Annotated in this window: 19 protein-coding genes; 14 read left to right on the forward strand and 5 right to left on the reverse strand. The window is 63.8% G+C overall.

Annotated features, from left to right (window positions below; translation table 11 throughout):
- The first annotated feature begins 538 nt into the window (after positions 1-538).
- On the forward strand, positions 539-2,698 hold the full coding sequence (locus tag OPV09_RS15670) for a TonB-dependent siderophore receptor (RefSeq protein ID WP_338678714.1): 2,160 nt from the start codon (positions 539-541) through the stop codon (positions 2,696-2,698).
- Between the two features lie 43 nt (positions 2,699-2,741).
- Here OPV09_RS15670 and OPV09_RS15675 read toward each other — a convergent pair whose 3' ends face one another.
- On the reverse strand, positions 2,742-3,158 hold the full coding sequence (locus OPV09_RS15675) for a MerR family transcriptional regulator (RefSeq protein WP_338678715.1): 417 nt from the start codon (positions 3,156-3,158) through the stop codon (positions 2,742-2,744).
- Between the two features lie 191 nt (positions 3,159-3,349).
- On the opposite strand from OPV09_RS15675, the gene OPV09_RS15680 reads away from it, so the two are divergent.
- Together OPV09_RS15680 and OPV09_RS15685 are read left to right on the forward strand one after the other, a co-directional pair.
- Positions 3,350-4,579 (forward strand): NADH:flavin oxidoreductase/NADH oxidase family protein, encoded by a 1,230-nt coding sequence (locus tag OPV09_RS15680; RefSeq protein ID WP_338678716.1) that lies wholly within the window; start codon positions 3,350-3,352, stop codon positions 4,577-4,579.
- Positions 4,580-4,787: 208 nt separating this feature from the next.
- A complete protein-coding gene (locus OPV09_RS15685) occupies positions 4,788-5,606 on the forward strand; it encodes an acetoacetate decarboxylase (ADC) (protein ID WP_338678717.1) in 819 nt (272 codons plus the stop codon).
- A 19-nt stretch (positions 5,607-5,625) separates the two neighbouring features.
- Here OPV09_RS15685 and arsH read toward each other — a convergent pair whose 3' ends face one another.
- Together arsH and nhaA are read right to left on the reverse strand one after the other, a co-directional pair.
- Positions 5,626-6,357 (reverse strand): arsenical resistance protein ArsH, encoded by a 732-nt coding sequence (gene arsH, locus OPV09_RS15690; protein ID WP_338678718.1) that lies wholly within the window; start codon positions 6,355-6,357, stop codon positions 5,626-5,628.
- A gap of 186 nt (positions 6,358-6,543) precedes the next feature.
- Positions 6,544-7,809, reverse strand: coding sequence for a Na+/H+ antiporter NhaA (nhaA, locus tag OPV09_RS15695; RefSeq protein ID WP_338678719.1), 1,266 nt, complete (start codon positions 7,807-7,809; stop codon positions 6,544-6,546).
- A 505-nt stretch (positions 7,810-8,314) separates the two neighbouring features.
- Between nhaA and OPV09_RS15700 the strand changes: the two genes are divergently transcribed.
- The 3 genes from OPV09_RS15700 (at position 8,315) to OPV09_RS15710 (ending at position 12,244) form a co-directional block, all read left to right on the forward strand.
- On the forward strand, positions 8,315-9,352 hold the full coding sequence (locus tag OPV09_RS15700; protein ID WP_034748193.1) for a zinc-dependent alcohol dehydrogenase: 1,038 nt from the start codon (positions 8,315-8,317) through the stop codon (positions 9,350-9,352).
- A gap of 92 nt (positions 9,353-9,444) precedes the next feature.
- The gene (locus OPV09_RS15705) at positions 9,445-10,158 is read left to right on the forward strand and encodes a hypothetical protein (RefSeq protein ID WP_338678720.1); all 714 of its coding nucleotides are present in this window, start codon (positions 9,445-9,447) and stop codon (positions 10,156-10,158) included.
- Between the two features lie 142 nt (positions 10,159-10,300).
- Positions 10,301-12,244 carry a cytochrome c/FTR1 family iron permease gene (locus OPV09_RS15710; protein WP_338678721.1) on the forward strand — a complete coding sequence of 648 codons (1,944 nt, stop codon included), beginning with the start codon at positions 10,301-10,303 and terminating at the stop codon, positions 12,242-12,244.
- Between the two features lie 40 nt (positions 12,245-12,284).
- Here OPV09_RS15710 and OPV09_RS15715 read toward each other — a convergent pair whose 3' ends face one another.
- Positions 12,285-13,673, reverse strand: a complete 1,389-nt coding sequence (locus OPV09_RS15715) for an amidohydrolase family protein (RefSeq protein ID WP_338678722.1) — start codon at positions 13,671-13,673, stop codon at positions 12,285-12,287.
- Between the two features lie 148 nt (positions 13,674-13,821).
- Here OPV09_RS15715 and OPV09_RS15720 point away from each other — a divergent pair, with 148 nt between their 5' ends.
- From OPV09_RS15720 to OPV09_RS15755, 8 genes are all read left to right on the forward strand, one after another.
- Positions 13,822-14,706, forward strand: coding sequence for a LysR family transcriptional regulator (locus OPV09_RS15720; RefSeq protein ID WP_338678723.1), 885 nt, complete (start codon positions 13,822-13,824; stop codon positions 14,704-14,706).
- Between the two features lie 33 nt (positions 14,707-14,739).
- Positions 14,740-15,345 carry a TetR/AcrR family transcriptional regulator gene (locus tag OPV09_RS15725; RefSeq protein WP_425323993.1) on the forward strand — a complete coding sequence of 202 codons (606 nt, stop codon included), beginning with the start codon at positions 14,740-14,742 and terminating at the stop codon, positions 15,343-15,345.
- 104 nt (positions 15,346-15,449) lie between these two features.
- The gene (locus OPV09_RS15730) at positions 15,450-16,259 is read left to right on the forward strand and encodes an oxidoreductase (RefSeq protein ID WP_338678724.1); all 810 of its coding nucleotides are present in this window, start codon (positions 15,450-15,452) and stop codon (positions 16,257-16,259) included.
- Between the two features lie 35 nt (positions 16,260-16,294).
- Positions 16,295-17,302, forward strand: coding sequence for an NADP-dependent oxidoreductase (locus OPV09_RS15735; RefSeq protein WP_338678725.1), 1,008 nt, complete (start codon positions 16,295-16,297; stop codon positions 17,300-17,302).
- Between the two features lie 132 nt (positions 17,303-17,434).
- On the forward strand, positions 17,435-18,592 hold the full coding sequence (locus OPV09_RS15740; protein ID WP_338678726.1) for an ABC transporter substrate-binding protein: 1,158 nt from the start codon (positions 17,435-17,437) through the stop codon (positions 18,590-18,592).
- A gap of 37 nt (positions 18,593-18,629) precedes the next feature.
- Entirely contained in the window at positions 18,630-22,280 is a 3,651-nt protein-coding gene (locus OPV09_RS15745; protein WP_338678727.1) for a response regulator, read from the forward strand.
- Positions 22,277-24,817 (forward strand): EAL domain-containing protein, encoded by a 2,541-nt coding sequence (locus OPV09_RS15750; RefSeq protein WP_338678728.1) that lies wholly within the window; start codon positions 22,277-22,279, stop codon positions 24,815-24,817. The genes OPV09_RS15745 and OPV09_RS15750 overlap by 4 nt, the downstream gene beginning before the upstream one ends.
- Positions 24,818-24,836: 19 nt before the next feature.
- Complete coding sequence (locus OPV09_RS15755; protein ID WP_070302402.1) at positions 24,837-25,211, forward strand: hypothetical protein; 375 nt, start codon at positions 24,837-24,839, stop codon at positions 25,209-25,211.
- A gap of 28 nt (positions 25,212-25,239) precedes the next feature.
- Here the strand turns inward: OPV09_RS15755 and OPV09_RS15760 are convergent, their stop codons facing one another.
- A complete protein-coding gene (locus OPV09_RS15760) occupies positions 25,240-26,745 on the reverse strand; it encodes an anion permease (protein ID WP_034748161.1) in 1,506 nt (501 codons plus the stop codon).
- Between the last annotated feature and the right edge of the window lie 103 nt (positions 26,746-26,848).

Genomic DNA, 26,848 nt, shown 5'->3' on the forward strand with positions numbered 1-26,848 from the left:
AGCGACAATTGGGCTACCGTTGGCTGCACTGTGTCTAGTGATGGTTCTTGAGAACACATCCGGTCCGATCGAATTTGAAGGCTTAGGATTCAAATTTAAGGGTGCATCAGGGCCGATTGTCCTATGGTGCATAGTGTTCTTATGTATGGCTGCAGCCATTAAGCTGGTGTGGCTGAACTAATCCATCCGTGGTGTATTGAACGGGATATATATCGCCAACCGGGCATGGACAGTTTCATGTTTCGACAAAATGCCTTCCAGACTTTGTCGCGCGTCTGCAGGTCGGCTCTCCGATGAACCAGCCCAATCCGCCACACCTATTATGGCGGCACCGAGACGAGGCACACTGCCTATGCCCCCATGAAGGGAGACGCCGGCAGATCAAACGGAAATTGCTGATCCTTGCAAAGCGAAGCCGAATCGGCTTCTCGACCAGCATTCAGAGCACCTCATGCCAGCAAATATAGAACGTAATGATTCTCATTTATAGTATAGTGCGCACAGTTTTTCTTCTTATAACCTTGCGCCCATGCCATCGATGCCATCCTCACGCCCTACCCCATTCCCAGCCCATCATCCCCTCGCCGCCCGTCTGATTCTCGCCGGCCTGCTCATTGCCAGCGTGCCACCGTCCGTCTACGCGCAAGCAACGTCCAGCGCGCCCAACCCGCTCGCCACCGTGGTCGTTACCGGCCAGACCGAAGCGGATGCCGGCGGGCAGATTGCCAAGAGCGCGCGGGCTGGCTTGCTGGGGGAAAAAGACTTGCTTGATACGCCGTTCAGCGTCAACAGCTACACGAGCCAGCGCATGCTGGACCAGCAGGCGCTGACTCTGGCCGAGGTGCTGGGTGGCGATCCTTCCACCCGCTTCACGGGCCAGATCGGCGGCGTCACGGATTCATTTTTCATCCGCGGTTTTCCCCTCAACGAGGGCAATCTGAGTGAAGTGGCGTTCGACGGCGTGTATGGCGTGTCGCCCAATTACCATTTGTTTACGGAATACCTGCAAAGCGTCGAGGTGCTCAAGGGGCCGGCCGCCTTGCTGTACGGGATGTCGCCGAATGGCGGCGTGGGCGGTGTCGTCAATGCCGTGCCGAAACGCTCGCTGCCGCGCGACCTGACGCGATTGACGCTCGATTACGGCTCGGGCTCGCAGGCTGGCGCCGCGATCGACGTCAGCCGCCGTTTCGGCGAGGAGCGGCGTTTCGGCATCCGCTTCAACGGCTTGCACCGCCAGGGCCATACGCCACTCGACCACCAGACCTCGCGCGCGGAAGTGGCGGCCGTCGCCCTCGACTACCAGGGCCAGCGGCTGCGCGCCTCGCTCGACGTGATCGAGCAATACCAGTGGATCGACGCGCCCACGCGCCCTTTCCTCGTGGCCGCGCGCCTGCCCGTGCCGGAAGCGCCTGATGGCCGGCGCAACATCGCCCAGTCCTGGGGCTGGTGGAAGTCCAACGACCTGGCCACCTTGGGCAAGCTCGAATACGATGTGAACGACAAGGTGACCGTGTTCGCCGATGTGGGCGGCACGCGCTCCGACGTGTCACGCTATTCGGACCAGACGCCGACGATCACCAGCGCGGCCGGCGACATGACGGTCACGCCCATGAACTGGAAATTCCGCGTGCGGCGCGCCAGTGGCGACACGGGCGTGCGCACGCGCTTTCGCACGGGCGGCGTCGAGCATGCGCTGGTCGTGATGGGCAATGTCTACCGCGACGAGTTTGGCAGCGTGAGCAATTCAGGCAAGCTCATCACCTCAAACATCTACCATCCCGTGGCCGTGCCCGACCCCGGTATTGCCGCACCGGCTCGCGTGCCGAAGCTGTCCGCGTCCACCCTCTCCAGCCTGGCCGTGGCCGATACGCTGGACATGCTGGACCAGCGCGTGCAGCTGACCCTGGGCGTGCGCCGCCAGCTGGTCGAATCGAAAAACTACCACGCCACCAGCGGCGCGCTGACCACGCACTACAAGCAAGGTGCATTGACGCCGCTGGCCGGCATCGTTGTCAAGCCGCTGCGCCACGTGTCGCTGTATGCGAACTATATCGAGGGCCTGAGCAAGGGCGATATCGCCCCGAACATCGCCGACAACGCGGGCCAGGTCTTCGCGCCCTACAAGAGCAAGCAGTATGAAGTGGGCACGAAGGCCGATTTCGGCGTCGTGCTGGCGACCCTGGCCGTGTTTCAGGTGACCAAGCCCAGCGGCCAGCTGTATGGCAAGGTCTACAGCATGGATAGCGAGCAGCGCAACAGGGGCCTCGAGCTGAACCTGTCCGGCGCCGCCAGCAAGACCGTGCGCCTGCTGGCCGGCATTACCCTGCTCGACGGGCGCCTGGTGAAGACCAACAACGCCGCCACCATGGGCAAGCGCCCCGTGGGCGTGCCGACGTCGATGGCCAACCTGGGCGGCGAATGGGATCTGCCGCACTGGCCGGGCCTGACGGCCACGGGCGCCGTCAGCTACACGAGCAAGCAGTTTGTGGATCAGACGAATCTGCAATCGGTGCCGTCGTGGACCAAGGTCGACCTGGGCTTGCGCTACCGCACGGCCATCGCCGGCAAGGCGACGACCTTGCGCGCCGGCTTGATGAACGCCTTCGACCGCCATTACTGGGCCGGCGTGGCCTCGTATGGCACCGTTTCGCAGTCGGCGCCCCGCACCATGCAATTGTCGGCCGCCGTCGATTTCTGATTTGTCGATGCGCTTGCCGCGGGCTTGACTATCTTTCCTTGGTTTAATTTTTACTGCCTATGCCCATGCTTTCCATGACCCTGGCTGCATTGTCCTTGCAGTCCACATCGTCCGGTTTTGCATTGATCAGTTGAATCAGGGATAAAAGATGGGCCTTGTTCTGCGCCAGTCGCACTTCCAGCGATTCGATATCGGCAATCTTCTTTTTCAGTGCGGCCATCAGCTCATCATGTTTCCATGATGAGCTATCCTCGGGCAAGACTTGCTTGATTTCGTCCAGGGAAAAGCCCGCCTGCTGCGCGTCGCTGATAATGGACAGTACCGCCACCGCTTCCAGAGGATAGTCGCGGTAGCCATTCGATTGCCGGCTCACGGCTTTCAACAGGCCCCTGGATTCGTAGAACCGAATCGTGGAGGCCGCCAAGCCGCTGCGCTTGGCCAATTCGCCAATTTTCATCATTTCCCCGCTGATTTTTTGTGCGTGCCTGTCTGTGTCATCACGACGCCATGCTCAACTATAAGCTTGAAGCCAGCTTGAATGTCAAGCGGCGGGTGATGGCGCAAGGGAGATTGCAACTTTTTCGATTCAGGGCTTGACCTTCAAGTTAGCTTAAAGCTTATCGTGGGGCTATCGCAACCTTGGAGATCAGCATGAAACCCTTTACCGCACTGACATTACCCAACGGGACAGTCATTCCGAACCGTCTTGCCAAAGCCGCCATGGAAGAGAACATGGCCGACAAGGACCACGCGCCTTCGGACGAGCTGATACGCCTGTACCAGTCGTGGGCGGACGGTGGCGTAGGTCTGATGATCACCGGAAACGTGATGATCGACCGCCGCGCCATGACGGGACCCGGCGGCGTGGTGCTTGAGTCTGACGAATTTGGCGCCCGCTTCGAGCAATGGTCGCGCACCGCCCGGTCACGCGGCGCGCAGGTCTGGATGCAGATCAACCATCCAGGGCGCCAGATGCCCGCCGCCCTGGGACAGGAAACCATCGCACCGTCAGTTGTGCCCATGGACCTGGGCAACTTTTCAAAGCAATTTTCGGCGCCGCGCGCAATGACGGAGGCCGACATTGCCGACGTGAAGCAGCGCTTTGTCAACAGCGCCCGGCTGGCGGAGCGCTTTGGCTTTACGGGCGTGCAAATCCATGCCGCGCACGGCTACCTGATCAGCCAGTTCCTCTCCCCTCTGACCAACCAGCGCACCGACCGCTGGGGCGGTTCGCTGGGAAACCGGGCGCGGCTGCTGGTCGACGTCGTCAAGGAGGTGCGGCAAGCCGTGGGCAAAGGCTTTGCCGTTGCCGTGAAGCTCAATTCGGCGGATTTCCAGAAAGGCGGCTTCAGTTCGGATGACGCCAAGCAGGTCGTTTCCATGCTCAATACCCTGGGTGTCGACCTGATTGAATTGTCCGGCGGCAGTTATGAAGCCCCTGCCATGCACGGCCAGACCCGCGACGGCCGCACCCTGGCCCGCGAAGCCTATTTCCTCGAGTTCGCCAAGGATATCGCCACGGTGGCCAGCATGCCCATCATGGTGACGGGCGGCATACGCCGCTACCAGGTGGTGCAACAAGTGCTGGACAGCGGCATTGCCATGGCGGGCATGGGAACGGCCTTGGCGCTCGACCCGCAACTGCCTGAAGCATGGCGTTCCGATCAATCGGCAAGCCCCTTGCTCCGGGCCATCACCTGGAAAAACAAGGTGCTGTCGTCCATCGCCTATATGGCGATGGTCAAGTATCAGCTGCGGCGCCTGAGCCAGGGCAAGCATACCCGGCCCAACGTGGCACCTGCGCTGGCGCTATTGATACAGCAATGGGACACCACCATCCGGAACCGGCAGTATCGCCGCCGGATGCATAGCGGCTTTTAATGGAGTTTTTCCCAATCAAACATGGAAGGTGAAAGCAATGAACATGAAAATCGCCGCGGCGGTATCCGCATTGGTATTGAGTATTGCCACAAGCCCGTCCCGGGCGGAACACGCTGTCGAAAACAGGCAGCTCATCATTGATATCGCGGGACATGCCGTCCCGGTGGCCGCTGGCGGCCTGTATCACCGCTTTCGCTCGAATCCGCCTTTGTCCGTCATCGCAGCGGAAGCGCCGGAGCTTGACCTGAGCTGGTTCAAGGAGATGCAAAAAGAAAAGGTGTCCATCGGCTTTGACTCGTATTCGCCGAACTTCTATTACAGGAACCGCAAGATCACGGCCGTATTTACGGCCGACCTCGCGCGCTTGAAGGAGCTGATGCCGGCAGACATACTGAAGCAAGTCCAGCCGCTGCAAGTGTGGCCAGGCCGGGGCGCGGTGGCATTGACGGCCTATGCGTATGAGTATTGCGACAACGACAGCTACAATGAAATTTCATTGGCGATTGTCACCAGCAAGCCGGGCAGCGCCAGCTTTGGCCCGTTCACCTTGCTGGGCCAATCGCTGTCCAAGGATTTCTGGGGCTATGTGCTCAAGCTTCCCGTCAACACGGAACTGGCCAGGGTGCGTGGCGTGGTTGGCTACAATCTGCCCAAGTGGCTGACCGGTATCGAGGTGAAGGAAACGGACGCAAGCGTTTCCTTTGAAGTCATCGATAGCGCAACGGGCAAGCTCGATTTTGTTTTTGCAGGCAAAAAACTGGGCGACCTGTCGCACACGGCCGATGTGGTGAGCAACAGCTTCACCAACAAGGATGGCACCGGGAAACTCACGTATGGTTATGCCATTTCCCGCCAGCTCAGTCATGCATCGAGCACGAGCGCGGATGCGGTCGACCTGAAGCTGGGCGACGGCAGCTTCTCCACCTATATCAAGTCATTGAAGCTGGGGAAGATGATGAAATATGAATACGTGCCGGAATTTCAAGGCGCGCTGTATGCGCCGAAGCCATTATTGACAGGTCATTAACAAACAGGCCATTAACAACCTACTCGCCCGGCGTTTCGTGATCCATGGCCGCCGTGGCAAGGGCGCGCACGTCAAGCGGCATGGACTCCTTGCGCTCGCTGTAGCGGCTGGTCAGGTAATCGGAGCGGTCGCGCACCACCAGGGTGAATTTATACAGTTCTTCCATGACGTCGACCAGGCGGTCGTAGTATGGCGACGGCTTCATGCGGTCGTTGTCGTCGAACTCCTGGTATGCCTTGGCAACGGATGACTGGTTCGGGATCGTCACCATGCGCATCCAGCGGCCCAGCACGCGCAAGCCGTTGACGGCGTTGAACGATTGCGAGCCGCCCGACACTTGCATCACTGCCAGGGTCCGCCCCTGCGTCGGGCGCACGCTGCCCATTTCCAGCGGCAGCCAGTCGATCTGCGACTTGAACACGCCCGTCACGGCGCCATGGCGTTCCGGGCTGCACCAGACCTGGCCTTCCGACCACAGCGACAGTTCGCGCAGCTCCTGCACCTTGGGATGGTCGGGACTGACGCTGTCGACCATGGGCAAGCCATGCGGGTCGAACACCCGCGTCTCGGCGCCGAAATGCTGGAGCAGCCGCTCCGCCTCCAGGGTCAGCAAGCGGCTGAACGAGCGTTCACGCAGCGAGCCATACAGCAAGAGGATGCGCGGTGGATGCGTGGCCACCGTCGGCGGCGCAAGTTTATCGAGGGTCGGCGTATCGAGGTGGGCGTCGCTGATGTTGGGCAAGTTATTCATGGTAAATCCTTTCTTGATTAGCTCAGGCGTAGTGCCGGCCAACGCGGCGATAATTAATTCTATAATTCCATAATAATCGAAACATGAAATTGATGTAAACCTGTTTTTCTGCGTACTTGGTACCTGGAAAGACTGTTTGACATGGGATCCGTCGAGACCAAGTGCAGGCCTCGACGAAGCGCCGCATTACATTGTCACAACATCGCCATCGCGACGAATTTCGTCTGCCTGCACACTTTCATGCTCACACTGGTCTTTTGCCTTCGGGGCAAAACGCAGAATCAGGCAAGCAACGATGGCCGACAGGAGAGAGCCAAGCAGGATGCCGATCTTGGCTTCCTCGACATACGCTGGATGGCCAGGAAATGCCAGCCCACTGATGAACAGGCTCATCGTAAAACCGATACCGCAAAGCATCGAGACCGCATAAATTTGCAGCCAGGTGCTGCCGCGTGGCTTGCCAGCAAGTCCACTCTTGACCGCCAGCATGACACCAGCGAACACGCCCAGTTGCTTGCCGAGGAAAAGACCTGCGGCAATGCCAAGCGGGAGCGGCGCCCACATGGCTGATGGCGAGAGTCCGGCGAACGAGACGCCAGCGTTGACGAAACCGAATACCGGGACGATCAGGAAACCGACCCATGGATGCAAGGCGTGTTCGAGCCGGTGCAGGGGCGAATCAGGCGCATCCGGCGTGCCTGGGGATGGAATGTAGGGGATCAGGAAGGCGCCCACCACGCCGGCGATCGTTGCGTGCACGCCGGAGAGCAGCGTGACATACCATAGCAGGGCCAGGCCGATCAGATACGGCCATAGTTTCATCACGCGAAGCTTGTTCAAGGCAAATAACACCACGACGATGGCGGCCGCGGCGGCAAGTGCGCCGGCATTGATGGAGGCGGTATAGAAAACGGCGATGATGGCGACGGCGCCCATGTCATCGATAATGGCCACTGAAACAAGCAGCAATTTCAAGGACAAGGGGGCATGGCGTCCAAGCAGCGCCAGCACTCCCATGGCGAACGCGATGTCCGTCGCGGCAGGTATCGCCCAGCCATTCATCAGCAAGGGCTGTTTCGCAGTGAGTAAAACGTAGATTGCGGCCGGGAATGCCATCCCCAGCAGTGCCGGCAATGCCGGCAGGCGTCGCTGCTCCCACGTCGAGAGCCGGCCATCGACCAGTTCCCGTTTGATCTCGAGCCCGACCAGGAGGAAAAAGACCGCCATCAGCCCGTCGTTGACCCAGAGGTGGGTTGTCATCGGGCCCAGTTTGTCGCTGAGCACGGGACCTGTTTGCCAATGCAGAAAATGCTGGTAGACGCCGGCCAGCGGACTGTTGGCGATAATCAGGGCGGCAACGGCCGCTGCCATCAGCAGGATCCCGCCCGCCGCGTCGCTGGCGAGAAAGCGCTGTAGAACGGAATGGTGTTTCGGGGATGCAGTGGTGCTCATGCCGTATGCTCCTTGAACGAATGGATGTCCACGACGCGCCAGGCCGTCCGGGCGCAAGCACGCTCGGCGAGATCAATGACGGAAGAAGTGCCAATACAAGCGCAAGCACAAGCAGGCCGGGCAGGCGTAGACGAGGAGTGGGAAAGGGAAAAGACAGCGCCCGCGGAAAGCGGTGCTTCAATCAGTTGACGCCAATAGAGATGGAACGCTGCGCGCATCATAAAACCTCACGGAAAACGAAAATGTCGTTCTCCGTATTCGGGGTAGCCCCGGGCGCACGCAGCACACGCCGAGTTGTCATTATACCTCAGGCCCGGCTTTCCTTCAACGCGACAGCAGCGGACTGAATCGTCCTTCAAGGTGGCTGGCTTCCCGCTCAGTATGTTGATGTAGATCAATCAATTTTTGTATCGTGTGCAGCAGAATATGATCATTCGCAAGCTTCTGTTCAGCAAATCATGGCTTGCGCCCTGCTCTACGCCCTACCCACTTCATAAGGAATACCATGACACCCACTACCATGAAAGCCGCCGTTGTCGAGCAACTGGGCCAGCCGCTGGTGCTGCGCGAGGTGCCCGTGCCGGTGCCCGGTCCCGGCCAGATCCTCGTCAAGACGGAAGCGTGCGGCGTTTGCCACACGGACTTGCATGCGGCGCGCGGCGACTGGCCCGTCAAGCCGTCGCCGCCGTTCATCCCCGGCCACGAAGGCATCGGCCTGGTGGTGGCCGTGGGCACGGGCGTGACCGAGGTGCAGCTGGGCGACCGGGTCGGCGTGCCCTGGCTCTATTCGGCTTGCGGCCATTGCGAACATTGCCTGGCGGCCTGGGAAACCGTGTGCGCCGAAGCGCAGTTCGGCGGCTACACCAAGAATGGCGGCTTTGCCGAATACATCCTGGCCGACCCGCGCTACGTCGCGCATATCCCGGCGGGACTGTCCGCCGTGCAGGCCGCTCCCATCATCTGCGCCGGCGTGACCAGCTACAAGGGCATCAAGGAAACGGGCGCGCGGCCGGGCGAATGGCTGGCCGTGTCCGGCATCGGCGGACTCGGTCACCTGGCCATCGAATATGCGCTGGCCATGGGCTTGCGCGTGGCGGCCGTCGACATCGATGACGGCAAGCTGGAGCACGCGCGCGCCCTCGGCGCCGAAGTGACCATCAATGCGCGCCAGGGCGACCCCGTCGCGGCCTTGCGCGAAGCGACCGGGGGCGGCGCCCACGGCGTGCTGATCACGGCGCCGTCGCTCGACGCCTTCCAGCAAGGCGTGGCGATGACGCGCAAGCGCGGCACCTGCGTGCTCGTCGGCTTGCCGCCAGGCGACTTCCCGACGCCGCTGTTCGACGTCGTCGCCAATTGCGTGACGATACGCGGCTCTTTTGTGGGCACGCGCCAGGACATGGCCGAGGCGCTCGCCTTTGCCGCCACGGGCAAGGTCAAGGCCGACGTGGAATTGCAGCCGCTATCGGCCATCAACGAGATCTTCAGCCGCCTGGAACACGGCAAGGTTGCCGCGCGCGTCGTGCTCGATTTCAGCGCGAAGTAAACGCGACGCCAGCATTCCGGTGTGTCGTGCGACGGCAATTTAATTGCCGTTGTTATGATGGCTTATCATAAAAATACAACAAGGACACACCGATGAAGCAATCCCTCTCGCGCCTGCTGGCCTGCGCCGCCCTCGCCTTCTCCATTTCGGCCAGCTGGGCCAGCGCGGCCGAGCCAGCCGCGTCGTCACTGCCTGGCCACTATTATCTGCAAGGCGTCATGGAAACGGGCTCCGAACTGCTGTTGAAAAAGGACGGCACCTTCGAATGGATGCTCAGTTATGGCAATACCGACCAGCAAGCGAGCGGCGAGTGGCGCGCTTCGGGCGACGTAGTCACCCTGGTGGCGGGCAATGGCGGCAAGGAACCGCAGTTCCGCGTGTTCGAGGAATCGGAAATGCGCATTCAGAAAGCGGCCGAAGCGGGATTGTGGGTGGCCATCGTCGGTTTTCCACGGCTGGGACCGATGGCCGGCGTGGAAGTGAAATTCGAAGCGCAAAGCGGCAAGACGGCCACGGCTGTCAGCGTGGCGAACGGCGACGCCATCGTCCGCATGCCGGCGTCGGAACGCTGGGTGCGGGCGGGCTTGCGCCGCCAGGGCTCGAAAGCCGACTATCAATGGCTGGCCGTGCCAGCGGAGCGCGCGCAGGAGCGCATCGCCGCGTTCGCCGTCACCGATCCCCAATGGCTCAGGGGCCAGGCATTCCAGAAGCTGGCCCTGCGTGTCGTCGAGGGCGGCCTGAAAGTCGACGATGCGGACAATGGCCTGGCCAGGGGCCTGTACGCGAAGCCGGCATCTGGCCAGTAGCACGCGTTTTCCGCCGTCCCATTCTCTGCCGCCTCCCGGCGCCTGGTCCGCACTATCGTCCAGGACAAGGTCCGTGCGCCGTTGACACCCCGCACGGTCTGTCCTATAGTCGCCGGGTTAACGACAAATGAGAATGAGAATCATGTTCAGTTCTATGAAGAAATGGCTCGTGTGTTATCCACTCGTGGCCGCCAGCCTGTTGCTGGCCGGCGGCGCGCAGGCGCAAACGACCGATCCCGGCGCTGGCGCCAAGCAGTTGTGGCAATTGATTGACTACGTTGCCGTCGATTACAGCGGCGCCGTCGAACACGGCAAGGTGGTCAGCGAAGCCGAATACGCGGAAATGCTCGATTTCACGGACAACGCGACGACGCAGATCGCCGCCCTGCCCGCCCACGCTTCGCAAGCGGCCATTGCCGCCGCCATCGCCGACCTGCGCGCGGCCGTCGTCGCCAAGGCGGACGGCGTGGAAGTCAAGCGCCTGGCGCACCATGCGAACGGCTTGCTGATCGCCGCCTACCCGATACCCGTGGCGCCGAAAGTGCTGCCGAACCTGGCGCGCGGCGCGGCCCTGTATGCGGCCCAGTGCGCTTCTTGCCACGGTGTGGCCGGCGGCGGCGACGGTCCGCTGGCGGCCAGCCTGGAACCGAAACCGATCGCCTTCACGGATGGCGAACGGGCGCAGTCGCGCAGTCTGATGGCGCTGTACCAGGTCATTTCGCAAGGCGTGGCCGGTACGTCGATGGCCAGTTTCGGCCAACTGTCCGAAAACGAGCGCTGGGACCTGGCTTTCTATATCGGCGGCATGTCGCACGATGCGGCGGCCGGCGCGCACGGCGAAAAGCTGTGGCAGGACGATCCACGGGCCAAGAAACTGTATGCGGACCTGGCCGCCGTGACGACCCTGACGCAGGAAGCCGTTGCCGCCAAGCTGGGCGCGGACGAAGCCAAAGCGCTGACGGCGTATCTGCGCAGCCATGCCGACAAGGCCGAAGCGCACAAGCCGGCCGGCCTGGCCCTGTCGCGTCTGCGCCTGGCCGAAAGTCTGGCCGCCATGCACGCGGGCGACCGCGCGGGCGCCACGCGCCTGGGCCTGTCAGCCTACCTCGATGGTTTCGAGCCGATCGAACCGATGGTCGGCGCGCGCAACAAATCCCTGCTGCTGGCCGTGGAAAACGCCATGCTGGCCTACCGTTCCGCCGTGGCCAAGGGCACGGTGACCGATGCCGAAGCGGCCGGTGAAAAACTGCAGCAACTGTTTACCCACGTGGAAGCGGAGCTGGGCGACGCCAAGGCGGACCCGATGACGACCTTTATCGGCGCCCTGACGATCTTGCTGCGCGAAGGCGTGGAAGCGCTGCTGATCGTGATCGGCATCATCGCCTTCCTGCGCAAGGCCAAGCGCCACGACGTGCTGGCCTACGTGCATGCGGGCTGGGCCAGCGCCCTGGTGGCGGGCGGCCTGACGTGGGTGGCGGCGACGTACCTGGTCACCATCAGCGGCGCCAGCCGGGAAGTGAGCGAAGGTCTCGGTTCCGTATTCGCGGCCCTGGTCCTGCTCAGCGTGGGCTTGTGGATGCACCAGAAGAGCAGCGCCGGGCGCTGGCAGGAATACCTGCACGAGAAACTCACAGCCGCGATGAGCCGGCGCTCCGCCTGGGGCCTGTTCGCCCTGGCCTTCATCGCCGTCTACCGCGAAGTCTTTGAAACCGTGCTGTTCTATTCCGCCCTGGCGGCGGACGGCAATGGCGGCGCCCTGCTGGGCGGCTTCCTCGTGGCCATCGTGCTGCTGGTCGTGATCGCCTGGGCCTTGCTGCGCACGAGCGCCCGCATGCCGATCGGCAAGTTCTTCTCGTGGACGTCCGCCTTCGTGGCCGTGCTGGCCGTGATTTTGATGGGCAAAGGCGTGGCCGCGCTGCAGGAAGCGGGCTGGGTCGGCGTCACCCCCGTCGATTTCATGCGCATCGACTTGCTGGGCATCCTGCCGACCATGGAAACCCTGCTCGCGCAGGCAGCCATCGTGGCCATCATCATCGCCGGCTATGGCTGGAACCGCGTTTCGGCAGGCAAGCGCAAACTGGCCTGATCCTGAAATAGCGGCGTAGGCAAAGCGTACGTGGCGCTGCCTACGCCTGGTGTAGGGGTGCGAACGACTGGGCAAACAGATCGGGCTGATAATCGGCGGCACTGAACAGGTGGCCACACGATTCGTCGATCGCGGCGCGCAGTTTTGCCTGATCCACGCCCAGCACGACGCCACCGCGTTTGCGCACGCGCCCGCCAATGATGACGGTATCGATATTGCTGCGCTCAGCCGCATGCACGACGGTACCGATGGCGTTGTTGACAGGATATACATTGAGGTCGCCGGTGCGTATCAGCACCAGGTCGGCCTGCTTGCCTGGCCTCAAACTCCCGATGCGCTGTTCCAGCCCCGCCACCGCGGCGCCGTCGATCGTGGCGGCCTCGAGCAAGCGGAAGGCATCGGTGGGCGCCGCCGCATGGCGATGTCCCTGGCGATGCCCCTGGCGATGCCCCATCACCCGCTGCAGGTAGAACGCCACGCGCATTTCCATGAACATGTCGCCGCTATACGAAGTCTCGTTGTCGACACTGAGGCCGGGGCGTATGCCGTGCTGGTGCGCCGCCTGCCAGGCGTTCATGCCATCCTCGATACCGTAGTGGGCATCCGAACGCGGGCATACATTGACGCGCACGCCCGCCTCGCGCAAGATGCGCCAGCCCGATTCCGGCAGGCAGGTGCAGTGATTGAAGATGTTGTCGCTGCCGAGCAGCCCCTGCCGGTGCAAGCCTTCCAGCTCGGCCGCCATGCCAGCGCCAAAAAACTCGGTCACGATGGGAATACCCAAATTACGGGCGACGGCCCACTGCTGCGGTTCCAGCTGCGCCATCATGGCCAGCGTCACCAGGCTGTCGGGATCGCTGAAGTATTTTTCCTGAAGGCGTGCCAGGTTGCCTGGCCAATGCGCCTTGTCCCAGTCGCCCGAGACGGGCGCCCCCGAGGCGTGCACGGCGCGGATGCCCGCATCGAGCAGCGCTTCGACCGCCGCGTCGGCGTGCGCCCCCGTGCGGCTGTTGTGCGAGTTGTCGATCACGGTCGTGATGCCGGCATCGATGGCGCCCAGGGCCGTGAGCAGGTTGCCCACGTAAATGTCGCGGGGCCGGTAGTATTTGGCGAACGAGAAATGCGTGGCGTTGCAGTAGTCCTCGAGCGTCGCCGCATTCGGGTTGATGCGGCGCAGCTGGCCTTCCCAGGCATGGCGATGGGTGTCGACCATGCCGGGAATGGCGATCATCTGCGCGGCATCGATCACTTCGGCGCCATCGGCCTGCAGATGCTGGCCGATGGCGGCAATGACGCCGTCGGCCATCAGGATGTCGCCTTTGGGGACATTGCCGACATTGCCATCCATGCTGATGATGGTGGCGCCTTTGATCAGCATCTTGCGGGGTGCCGGAGCCAGTGGCCCCAGTAGTTGATCTTGTTCAGACATGCTTGATTCCTGCTATAGCGAATGAGTTGCACGCAGTCTAGTGCAGGCAAGCACGGGGAAAAAGTGGCGCCGTGTGTTTTCAGCATGCAGAAAATCCGAATAATGTTGGGTTATAGTGCCGTTTCCCCTACTGCTACGAAGACAAGACATGGACCGCGTACAAGCAATGCAGGTATTCCTTCGCGTGGTCGAGAGCAGGAGTTTCGTGCGCGCGGCGCAGACCCTGGCTTTACCCGCATCGTCGGTGACCGCCATCATCAAGCGGCTGGAAAAGCATTTGCAGACGCGCCTGCTGAACCGTTCCACCAGAAACCTCAGCCTGACACCGGAAGGCGAGCGCTACTTCCACCGCTGCCGCGAGATCCTCGATCTGATCGCCGATACCGAAGCGAGCTTGCAAGGCGCTAGCGATCGCCCGCAGGGACGTTTGCGCGTGGATATGCCTGGCGGCATTGCCCATGCCGTGATCCTGCCGCAGCTGGCGCAATTCCAGCAGCGCTACCCCGACATCTACCTGATGATCGGCGTCAATGACCGCCAGGTGGACTTGATACAGGAAGGCGTCGATTGCGTGATCCGCACCGGCAGCCTGGAAGACTCGACCCTGGTCGCGCGCCGCCTGGGCGAGCTGCGCTGGATCACCTGCGCGGCGCCGTCCTACCTGGCCGAACACGGTGTTCCCGCAACCCTCGAGGATTTGCCGGGACACCGGGCCGTCCACTACTTTTCCAGCACCATGCGGCGCGGCAGCGACCTGCATTTCATCGAAGACGGCACCAGCATCGCCGTTCCCCTCCCCGGCACGGTCGCCGTCAACGAGACGGGGCTGTACATCGAGCTGGGCCTGGCCGGCCATGGCTTGATGCAGCTGGCCGAGATCCTCGTAAGCGACCAGTTGCAGGCAGGGGCACTGGTCGAGGTGCTGGCCGACATGCGGCCGGCGCCCGTGCCCGTATCGCTGCTCTACCCGCATCAGCGCTTTCTCTCCCCGGCGATGCGGGCGTTCACCGACTGGACGGCCGGGCTGTTCTGAGCGCCTCGCGTGCACGCTGTTGAAAACTGCGATATGATGACCGTCATGCAGAACTCACCGAACAAACCGGCGGCGCAAAGCCGCAAGGAAGCCACCCACGAACGCATCGTCGAGGTGGCCACGCGCGCCATCCGCCGCAGCGGCTATGCGGGCACGGGCGTGGCCGACATCATGAAGGAAGCGGGCCTGACGCACGGCGGCTTCTATGCGCACTTCGCTTCGCGCGACGCGCTGCTGGCCGAAGCGGGCGACCGTGCGGGCGCCGAAGCGGTGGCGCTGGCGGCCCGGGTGGCGGCCGCCGCCCCGCCTGGCCAGGCGCTGCAGGCCATGCTGGCCGCGTATCTGTCACCCGAACACATCGCCGCCATCGAGGTGGGCTGCCCCGTGTCGGCGCTGGGCTCGGAAATGCCGCGCCAGGCGCCCGAGGTGCGGCGCGCCGCCACCATCCACATCAAGGAAATGATCGACCTGTTCGCACGCCAGTTGCCGAACTGGGGCCAGCCCGAAGCGCATGCGCAGGCCATGGCGACCGTGTGCGCCATGATCGGCACCACCATTCTCGCGCGCGCCGTGGACGAGCCTGCCCTGTCGGAGGCGCTGTGCGCGGCCACCCTGGCGCAGTTTCAAACACCCAGCTAATTGCCCTGCCCGGGACCTTGATCCGTCCCAGGCTTTTTTTGAAACAACAATATGATGATCGTCATATTCCATATCCAACGCTGTCAACCACTGAAGGAATTGCCATGAACAACAAGAAGATTGCCCTCGTCACCGGCGCCTCGTCCGGCATCGGCGCGGCCACGGCCCAGCGCCTGGCGCAAGCGGGCTACACGGTGTACGGCACCAGCCGCCGCGGCGGACAAGCGGCCGCAGCCGGCCATGCGATGCTGGCGCTCGACGTCACCAGCGATGCGTCCGTCGCTGCCGCCGTGGCCGAGCTGATACAGCGCGAAGGCCGCATCGACCTGCTGGTGAATAACGCCGGTTTCGGCGTGGCCCCGGGTGGCGCCGAGGAAAGCAGCGTGGCGCAGGCGCAAGCCATCTTCGACACGAATTTCTATGGCGTGCTGCGCATGACCCTGGCCGTGCTGCCGCACATGCGGGCCCAGGGCGGCGGGCGCATCCTCAATATCGGTTCCGTCCTGGGCTTTTTGCCCATGCCTTACGGCGCGCTGTATTCCGCCACCAAGCACGCGATCGAGGGCTACACTGAATCGCTCGACCATGAAGTGCGGGGCTGGGGCATCCGCGCCAGCGTCATCGAACCGGCCTACACGAAAACCACGTTCGAAGCCAATCTGCTGGCGCCTGATACGCCGCTGTCCGCCTACCGGCAAGTGAGCGCGGCCATCACAAGCCGGCTGCAGACGCTGATGGCCGGCGCCGACGATCCGGCCGTCGTGGCCGACACCATCCTGGCGGCGGCGCAGGCAAGCAAGCCCAAGCTGCGCTACACGGCCGGGCCGCTGGCGGCGCGCTTGCGCCTGATGCGCCGTTTCATGCCGGCCGCGCTGATGGACGCCGGCTTGCGCAAGGACCTGCGCCTGGCCTGAGCGCCGGCGCCTTTTCAGCATACAGAGAGAACATCATGCAAGCTTTGCAACTCAAACAATACGGCGGCCTCGATTATGCGGCGTTTGCGGAACTGCCCCGCCCCACGCCCGGCCCCGGCGAATTGCTGGTGCGGGTGCACGCCGTGGGCCTGAACCCCATCGACAACCTGATCCCCAAGGGCGACTTCAAGCCGATCTTGAAAACGCGCTTGCCGGCCACCTTGGGCAGCGACCTGGCCGGCGTGGTCGTGGCCGTGGGCAGCGGCGTCACGCGCTTTACAGTGGGCGACGCCGTGTATGCGAGCATTTTCGACACGCCGCACGGCAGTCTGGCCGAATTTGCCATCGTGCCCGAACAGGCGGCCGCGCTGAAACCGGCCAACCTCGATTTCGTGCAGGCGGCGTCGATTCCCATGGTTGGCCTGACGGCGTGGCAAGCGATGCATGAACGCATGCAACTGAAGCCGGGCCAGAAAGTGTTCATCCCGGCCGGTTCCGGCGGCATCGGCACGTTCGCCATCCAGCTCGCCAAGCACCTGGGCGCCCGCGTGGGCACGACCACCAGCACGGCGAACGTGGAACTGGTGCGCGGCCTGGGCGCCGATGACATCATCGACTACAAGAAACAGCCGTTCGAGGACGTGCTGCGCGATTACGACGCCGTGCTGGGCACGGTGCGCGGCGACGGCCTGGAAAAAGCCTTGCACATCGTCAAGCCCGGCAGCCGCGTCGTTTCGCTGGTCGGCCCGCCGGACGCCGCCTTTGCCCGCGCGCGCGGCATGAACGTGGTGCTGAAACTGGTGTTTGGTTTGCTCAGCCGCAAGATCATCGGCCTGGCGCGGCGGCGCGGCGCCAGCTATGCCTTCCACTTCGTGCGTCCCGACGGCGGCCAGCTGGCGCAGATCGCCGCCCTGATCGAGGCGGGAACCATCCGCCCCGTCATCGACAGTGTGTTTCCTTTTCTTGAGGCGAAACAGGCGCTGGCTTACCTGGCGCAGGGCCGTGCACGGGGCAAGGTGGTGGTGCAGCTGCCCGTGTCCTAAGGCGTATCTGGCCTGCTTTCCGCGCCGTGACCATGACTGTGACTATGTGTGAGTTTTGCGTTGGCAATTTGCTCCATACTCGTTGTCAACCCTGTGCCAATTGATACCGGTCAATCTCCATAAAGGTAGCTCATGCGCGTTTTCCCGGAATGCTGCTGGCTCGCTATCACCCTCGTGGCCGGCGTGGTCCACGCCGCCGAACCGGGCGTCACCGAGACGCACATCCGTCTGGGCATGGTCAATGCGCAAACGGGCGCCGCCTCGGGGCTGGGGAAAGCCATGCTCGACGGCGCAACGGCCGTGTTCCAGGAAGCGAACCAGCGCGGCGGCATCGATGGCCGCAGCATCGAGCTGGTGGTCGCCGATGACGGCTACGATCCGGACCGCGCCATCAGCGAAACGCTCAGGCTGGTCGAGGAAAAACAGGTGTTCGCGCTGTTCGGCAACGTGGGCACGCCCACGACCAACGCCGTCATACCGATCGTCCAGGAAATGAAGGTGCCGCTGGTGGGCGCGTTTACGGGCGCGATGACCTTGCGCCGCCCCGTGGTGCATGAAATCATCAACTTCCGCGCCAGTTATGACGATGAGTCCGATGCCCTGGTGCAGTATTTCGCCAGCCGGGGCGTCAAGCGCTTTGGCGTGCTGTACCAGGATGACGGTTTCGGCAACGCCGTGCTCGACGGCACCGTGCGGGCCCTGCAACGGCGCGGCCTGGAACTCGTCGCCAAGGGTTCGTTCCAGCGCGGCACCACGGCCGTCAAGGCGGGACTGGCGGCCCTGATCGGACACGACCTGCAAGCGGTGGTCATGGCCGGCCCCTACACGCCGGTGGCGGCGTTCGTGCGCGAAGCCAGCCAGGCCGGGTTGAAGGCGGCCCTGTCCACGGTATCGTTTGTCGGCACGGACAGCCTGCTGCAACTGCTGGGCACGGAAGGCAACAACATCGTCATTTCGCAGGTAGTGCCCTTGCCGGACGACCGCCAGTTGCCGATCGCCGCCGACTGCGCCGCGCTGCTGGCCAAACATGTGCCGGCGGCCACGCTGTCTTTCGTCAGTTTCGAAGGCTGCATCTCGGCCACCCTGATGGTGGCGGCGCTGCGCCGCACGGGCGCGGACCTCACGCGCGAGCGCCTGATCCAGAGCTTCGAAACGTTCGACCGCCTCGATCTGGGCGGCATGCGGGTGACGCTGCGGCCCGACAACCACCAGGCGTCGACAGCCGTCTTCCTGACCCGCATCGCCGACGGCAAGATCGTGCCGGCGGACCCGGGGCCTGGCGCGAAGTGATGCGCGCCCACTTTTCCAGCCCGCCCTGGAGCCAGGCATGAAAATCAGGACCAAGCTGATCATCAGTACCAGCGTCCTGCTGGCGGGCGTGGCGGCCATGGCGGCGGCCAGCCTGCTGCTGGTGAAAGGCATCGAAACCCATGTGCATGGCTTGACCGACCGGACCGTGCCGCTGTACACGGACGTGTTGCGCCTGCGCTATACCGTGCAGGACATGGCCTCGGATTTTTTCGAGCTGGGCAAGGCGCAAGACCTGGCGCAGCTGGAACAGGTGTCGGACAAGATCGTCGCCAATATCCAGGCCGCCGAGAGCATCCGCAATGAATTGCGGCGCCACGGCGAGCCGCAGGCGGCCCGCTATCACGCGGCCTTCGAACAGGAATTCCAGCGCATGCGCGTCGCCGTGCGCAAGCGCCTGGAAAACGAGGCCTACTACAAGGCGCAGGCGATGGAGATGGGCCAGGTCCTGGCGCAGATCAAGGCCGCCGCCAAGGCCGCGCGCGGCAAGATCCGCCTGGTCGACAGCCAGGCCCAGGCCACGGCAGCCGAAGTGCAGCTGCAAAGCCAGCGCCTGAACGAGAACGCGCGCTACCTGACCGACTTGCGCAAGAGCATCCTCGACATGCAGATTGCGCTGGCCGAAACGGAGGCCGTGAAGAACCGCTTCCGCATCGCGCCCCTGCGCGAACGGCTGACGGCGGCCGTCGCGCATCTGGACGGAAGCGGCGAGCGCGACATCAGCCCCGCCCAGCAGGCGCTGCGAACGACACTGCTGGCCACGGCGCGCCAGATGCTCGATCCCGCCGCCGGCTTGCTGGCCTTGCGCGCAGGGCTGCTGGCCGAGGCCGGCGCCAGCGCGGCGCAGCAGGTGCACTATGCCGCGCTCAAGGAGCAAGTCAGCGCCACCCTGGCCACCGCTCTCCTGCGCCTGGCCGAGGAACTCGATCCCATCGAACTGCAGCTGGCCATCGGACGCGACCGGTTGGCGCAGGCCAACCGCTACATGCGCACCTCGGCCCGCATCGAGGACGCCAGCGGCGAAATCAACCTGGCCGTCGACGCCATCAGCATCGACGTGGGCGAAGTCATGCTCGCCACGGCCGCCGGCGACGTCACGCGCCTGGGCGCCGATATCGCGCTGCACATCGGCGCACTGCACCGCGACATGGGCACCATGCAGACCTTGCTGCAAAGCATAGGCCAGCTGGGCTTGCTGGCCGAAACGCGCAGCGTCGACACCTACCTGGACGCGGTGGAACGGTCGGGACAGCGGCTGGTGCAAGCCAAGGGCAGCGTGCTGGACAGCCAGGCGGCGCTGGGCGAGGCCATCGACCACGTACGGGCCTTCGAACGCGAACAGGCCGCCCATTCCGCGCAGCAGGTGGCGCGCATCACGGGGCAGCAGCAGGACGCCGTGACCCAGGTGCGCGATGGCGTGCGCCATGCCTTCATGCTGATCCTCGGCATCGCGCTGGTGCTGCTGCTGGCCTGCGTGGCCATCACGGGGCTGATCAGCGCGTCTATCGCCAGGCCGCTGGCGCACCTGTCCCATGCGATTGCCCATATCCGCGGCGGCAAGGCGCTGTCGGTGCGCGTGGCGCAGCATGGCAGCGATGAACTGGGGCAATTGATCAAGGGCTTCAACGGCATGCTCGAGCACGTGGAACAGCGCGACCTGGCGCTCAAGCAGGCCAAGGCCGAGGCCGACGCCGCCAACCGCGCCAAGTCGGAATTCCTGGCCAAGATGAGCCACGAGATCCGCACACCGATGAATGGCGTGCTGGGCATGACGGAATTGCTGCAGCGTACGGAACTGAGCCCCAAGCAGCAGCGTTTCGTGCACACGGTGCACCGCTCGGGCGAAAGCCTGCTGAGCATCATCGACGACATCCTCGACTTTTCCAAGATCGAGGCGGGCAAGCTGGTGCTCGAACATATCCCGTTCGACCTGCGCCAGGTGATCGACGATGTGGTGGCGCTGTTTGCCAACGGCATCCAGCGCAAGGCCATCGAATTTACCTGCCGCATCGCCTCCGACGTGCCGCAGCACGTGCGCGGCGACCCCGTGCGGCTGCGCCAGATCCTCACCAACCTGCTCAATAACGCCACCAAGTTCACGGAACGGGGCGAGATTTCCGTCGATGTCAGCTGCCCCGCCGCCGGCCAGATCCGTCTGGAAGTGCGCGACACGGGCATCGGCATGACGCCGGAAGCGGCAGCGGCCGTCTTCCAGCCGTTCCGCCAGGCCGACAGCACCACTTCGCGCAAATACGGCGGCACGGGACTGGGCCTGGCCATCATCAAGCAGCTGGCGGAAATGATGGATGGCAACATCGTGCTGAAATCCGTGGCGGGCCAGGGTTCCAGCTTCGCCGTCACCATCGCCGTGGGCATCGTGGCGCCAGAAGACGCGCCGCCGGCGGCGCCGCCGCGCGTGTCGCTGGCCGCCTTGAACGTGCTGATCGTGGACGACCATGCCACCAACCGCAGCATCCTGCTGCAGCATGCGATCGAGTGGCAGATGGCCGCCGCCAGCGCCGCCGACGGCGCCGAAGCGCTGGACCTGCTGCAAGCCGCGCTGCGCGGCGGGCGCCCGTTCGACCTGGCCATCATCGATATGCGCATGCCCGTCATGGATGGCGCCGAGCTGGTGCGCGCGATCAAGGCCGACGCCGGCATGGCGGCCCTGAAAATTATCATGCTCAGTTCGCTGGACGCCTCGGCCGAGCTGCGCCAGCTGACGGCGCTGGGCTTGGAATACTGCCTGACCAAGCCCGTGCGGGCGATGGAACTGCGCCACTGCATCGAAGCTGTCTGCGGCTACGGCACCCTGGCGCCAACGAGTGCTGCCATGCCTGCCCTGCCCGCTCCAGCGGAAAGCGCGGCCGCAGGCCAGGCGCCGCTGCGCATGCTGCTGGTGGAAGACAACGCGATCAACCAGGAAATCGCCCTGGCCATGCTGGAAGACAGCGGCTACGAAGCGACGCCGGCCGACAACGGCGCGCGCGCGCTGGCCCTGTGGGAGCGCTACCCGTTCGACGTGATCCTGATGGATTGCCAGATGCCGGAAATGGATGGTTTTGAAGCGACCCGGCGCTTGCGCCGCATGGAAAGCGAGCAAGGCCGAGGCCGCACGCCCATCATTGCCCTGACGGCCAACGCCATCCTCGGCGACCGCGAACTGTGCCTGGACGCGGGCATGGACGACTACCTGGCCAAGCCGTACACGCGCGCCGCCCTGCTGGAAGTCCTGGCCCGCTGGCGTCCGTCGCCTGCCGCGCCGGCCGCAGCGGAAACGCCTACAGTAACCACGGAGGTGGCGCCGGTGGAATCAGCCGCCATCCTCGACGCGGCCGCCCTGCAAAACCTGCGCGCCATGCGGCGTCCCGGCCGTCCCGACGTGCTGGGCCGCATCATCGACCTGTTCTACAGCGACGCCCCGCGCCTGCTGGGCCAGCTGGAAGTGGCGGCCGAGGCCAGCGATGCCGCGGCCCTGCAGCTGGCGGCGCATACGCTCAAGTCGAGCTGCGCCAACGTGGGCGCGCTGGGCTTGTCGGCCACCTGCCGTGAAATCGAACAATACGCGCGCGGCAATGACGTCGGCAGCGCACTGCACCATATCCGCGGCATCCAGCAAGAGCTCGACCGTGTCCTCGCCGCCCTGGCCATTGAGAAGGAAGCCATATGAATACCGCACTGCCCCCGCAAGCACTGGTCCTGGTGGTCGACGACGACACCATGACGCGCATCCTCGTGACGGAAGCGCTGGAGCCGGAAGGCTTCCGCATCGAGGAAGCGGCCAGCGGCCTGGAAGCGCTGGCCGCCTTCCAGCGCGGCGTGCCCGACCTGATCCTGCTCGACGTCGCCATGCCCGGCATGAGCGGCTTCGAATGCTGCCAGCAGCTGCGCCGTCTGCCCGGCGGCGCGCACGTGCCCATCGTCGTGCTGACCGGCAACGACGACGACGACTCCATCAAGCAGGCGCTGGAAGCGGGCGCCAGCGATTTCATTTCCAAGCCCATGCAATGGCGGCTGCTGGCGCATCGGCTGCGCTACCTGCTGCGGGCCAGCAGCGCCCTCACCGAACTGAGCCGTATCCAGGAAAGCCTCAACCACGCGCAGGCGCTGGCCCGCCTCGGCAACTGGGAATACCGGGTCGCCGGCGGCGACGGCTACTGGTCGCCGGAGCTGTTGCGCATTCTGGGCCTGGATGCCGATGCGGGCCCCACCAGCTTCGACCGCCTGCTGCAGTGCCTGCCGGAAGACCAGCGGCCCCTGCTGCTCGATGCCTTCATGGAGCTGCATGCGAGCGGCACCAGCTATGGCCTCGAACACAAGGTGCTGCGGCCGGACGGCGGCGAGTGCATCGTCTTTCACCAGGCCGAAGCCGTGCGCGAAGGCCGCGAAGTGCTCTTGATGCGCGGTACCGTGCAGGACATCACGGACCGCAAGCTGCAGGAATTGCGCATTGAATACCTGGCCAACCACGACGCGCTGACGGACTTGCCCAACAGGCAATTGCTGAACGACCGCATCGGCCAGGCCATCGCCCATGCCCGCCGCACCCGCTTGCACCTGGCCACCCTGATGATGGACCTCGACCGTTTCAAGTTCGTCAACGACAGCTATGGCCACCCCGTGGGCGACGCGCTGCTGCGGGAAGTGGCCCGCAGGCTGAAGCTGGCCGTGCGCGAGGGCGACACCGTGGCCCGCCAGGGCGGCGACGAGTTCGTCATCCTGCTGACCGACCTGCCCGACATCGAGACGGCCGAACAGATCGTGAAAAAGGTGCTGGCGGTGTTCGCCGATCCTTTCGTCCTGGGCGAACATACCCTGCACGTGAGCACCAGCATCGGCGCCAGCGTGTTTCCATCCGACGGCGACAGCGGCGACATGCTGCTCAAGACGGCCGATGCGGCCCTCTACAGCGCCAAGGACAAGGGCCGCAACGGCTACCAGTTCTACAATCACAAGATGGGCGTGCTGGTGGAAGAGCGGGCCGAAATCGAACACGCGCTGCACCAGGCGCTGGCGCTGGGCGAGCTGGAATTGCACTACCAGCCCAAGGTCGACCTTACCAGCGGCAAGATCTATGGCATGGAAGCGCTGCTGCGCTGGCGCCGCGACGGCATCGGCCTGGTGCCGCCGGACCGCTTCATCCCCCTGGCCGAGGAAACGGGCATGATCGTGCCCATCGGCGAATGGGTGCTGCGCACGGCGTGCGCGCAGCTGGGCGTCTGGCATGCCTACGGCTTTACGCACCTGACGATAGCCGTCAACGTGTCGGCGCGCCAGTTCCGCCAGGTCGACATGCCGCAACTGGTGCGCGAAGTGCTGGCCGACAGCGGCGTGCCGGCCCACTGCCTGGAGCTGGAGCTGACGGAAAGCGTGCTGATGCAGAACCGCGACCTCGTGGTGAAGGCGCTGGAAGAATTGAAGGAAATCGGCGTGACCCTGTCGCTGGACGACTTCGGCACCGGCTATTCGAGCCTTTCCTACCTCAAGCAGTTCCCCATCGACGTCGTCAAGATCGACCAATCGTTCATCCGCGACGTGACCGACAGCGTGGATGGCGCATCGCTGACCCGCTCCATCATCGCCATGGCCAAGTCGCTGCACATGACGACGGTGGCCGAGGGCGTGGAAACGGAGGGACAATTGGGATTTCTCAATACCAACCAGTGCGACGCCATGCAGGGCTATTATTTCAGCCGCCCGCTGCCCGGCGCCGAGATGGATCTGATGTTGCATGCGGGCACCCATTTGCCGCCCGACAGCTGCCATGCCGAAACGCCGCAGCGCGTGCTGCTGCTGGTGGACGACGAAGAGCACATCCTGTCCGCCCTGCGCCGCTCGCTGCGCAAGGAGGGTTACCAGATACTCAGCACCAGCAAGCCGCAGGAAGCCTTGGAACTGGTGGCCGCCCATGCCGTGGGCGTGATCCTCACGGATGCGCGCATGCCGGGCATGTCCGGCAACGAGCTCTTGCGCCGCATCAAGGGTATCTATCCGGAAATCGTGCGCGTGATGCTGTCCGGCTACCCGGAACTGCATTCGGTCACGGCGGCCATCAATGAAGGCTCGGTGTACAAGTTCATCACCAAGCCATGGGATGAAACCCTGCTGAAAGACCATTTGCGCGAAGCCTTCGTGCGCTTCGAATCGGGCGTCCAGCGGCCACCGGTCGGTCCGCATGGTATCGAGATCAGCAACCGTGCCGCCTAGCGCGCCACCAGGAGCCGCCATGCAGGATCAGCTGTTCTTCGAAGGCTTGCGCGCGCTGGCCGAAGCCGCCTTCCCCAAGCATTGCGCCTGTTGCGGGCGCGAATTCGCCACGGCGGACGATTTCATTTTGCAGACGCAATCGATGCGCCAGAACGTCTCGGGGCTGAAACAAAGCTTCGACGACAACAACGTGGCCATCGTCGAGGTCTACCGCAATTGCCTGTGCGGCTCGACCCTGATGGATTTCTTTTCCGACCGGCGCGACACCTCCGAGGCATCGCTGCAGCGGCGCCAGCTGTTTGAACGGCTGTTGCCGCCGCTGATGGAAAAAGGCATGGAACGGGCCGCCGCGCGCGAGTATCTGCTGCACATCGTGCGCGGCCAGCTGCCCTGACGGGGCGGCTGGCCGCTGTCCGCTGGCATTACCAGTAGCCCAGCACCTTCCACCACGTCGTGCCGACGACGGCAAAGATCAGCAATTCGATCACGCACATGATGAAGCCAACTTTCCACCAGTTGCCCATCGTCACGAAGCCGCTGCCGAAGATGATGGGCGAAGTGCCCGTCGCGTAGTGCGTCAGGGTCATCATGATGGCCGAGCCGGCCGTCATCATCAGCATGAACGGCACGTGGTATTCGGCCGGGATCAGGTGCAGGCCCACCGTCAGGAAGGCCAGCAGCATGGCGCTGATGTGGGCCGTCGTGCTGGCGAAGAAGTAGTGCGAGAAGACAAACACCAGCACGAGCACGCCGGCGATCGGCAGCCAGTCCATGCCGCTGGCAACGATGGCCGCCTTCATGCCGGCCGAGAACCAGGCGATCACGCCCGTCTTGTTCAGCTGCTCGGCCATCATGACGAGCGCGCCGAACCACACGAGAGTGTCCCAGGCGCTCTTTTCCGACAGCACGTCATCCCAGTCGATGGTGCCGGTAATGATCAGCACGAACAAGCCGACAAAGGCGACCACCGTCGCATCGAGCGAAAACGCGGGGCCGAACAGCATGGCCGGCACGTTGGCCCAGAGCAGCAGCAACAGGGCGAAGGTGCCAAGCATGACTTTTTCCGACGGCGACAGCGGGCCCATGCCTTTCAATTCCGCCTTGGCATAGGTGACGGCGTCGGGTGTGGCTTTGAGTTCCGGCGGCGACAGCCAGTAGATAATCAGGGGCATCACCAGCAGACAGACCAGGCCCGGCAGCAGCATGCACAGGGCCCAGGTGGTCCACGTCAGGTGGAAACTCTGGCCGCTGGCCTTGGCCACGAAGTCGACCACGAGCGGGTTGGGCGCCGTCGCCGTGAGGAACATGGCCGAGGTGATCGGGTTGGCGTGGTAGTTGACGAGGGCCAGGTAGGTGCCGACCTTCTTTTCCGTGCCCTTGGCCGGGTCGGAATCGAAGGCGTTGGCGATCGATTTCATGACGGGGTGGACGATGCCGCCGCCGCGCGCCGTGTTACTGGGCGTAAAGGGCGCCAGCACCAGTTCGCAGATGGCCAGGCCGTAGCCAATGCCCATGGTGCGCTTGCCCAGCAGCGAGATGAACAGCAGGCCGATACGGCTGCCCAGCCCCGTCTTTTTCAGGCCGCGCGAAATCAGGATCGCCACGACGATCAGCCAGATCAAGGGATTCGAAAAACTGCTGAGCGCATCCGTAATGGCGCCCTTGGACGAGGTCGACGTCACTTGCGACAGCGAAACGATGACGATGGCCATCATGGCCATCACGCCGATCGGCATGACTTTCAGGATGATCGCCAGAATCGTGGTGAGGAAAATCGCTACCAGGCCCCAGGCCTTGGGCGTCAAGCCATCGGGTGCCGGCAGCAATAGCATGCTCACCAGCAAGGCCGTGCAGATCAGGGCGGGGACGAGGCGGAATGGGACGGCTTCCTTGAAATGCAGGAACAGGTCGCGCACTGTTTTATACATCATGATTTCCTTTGCTGGACAGGCATCCTGGCGGGCGGTCGCCCGCGTGGATTGGTGATAATTCTTTTTAGCAACATCATACAAGCTCATGCGCCACTACCCT

Origin of the sequence: Janthinobacterium sp. TB1-E2 (genome assembly GCF_036885605.1) — a bacterium.
Taxonomy (GTDB): domain Bacteria; phylum Pseudomonadota; class Gammaproteobacteria; order Burkholderiales; family Burkholderiaceae_D; genus Janthinobacterium; species Janthinobacterium aestuarii.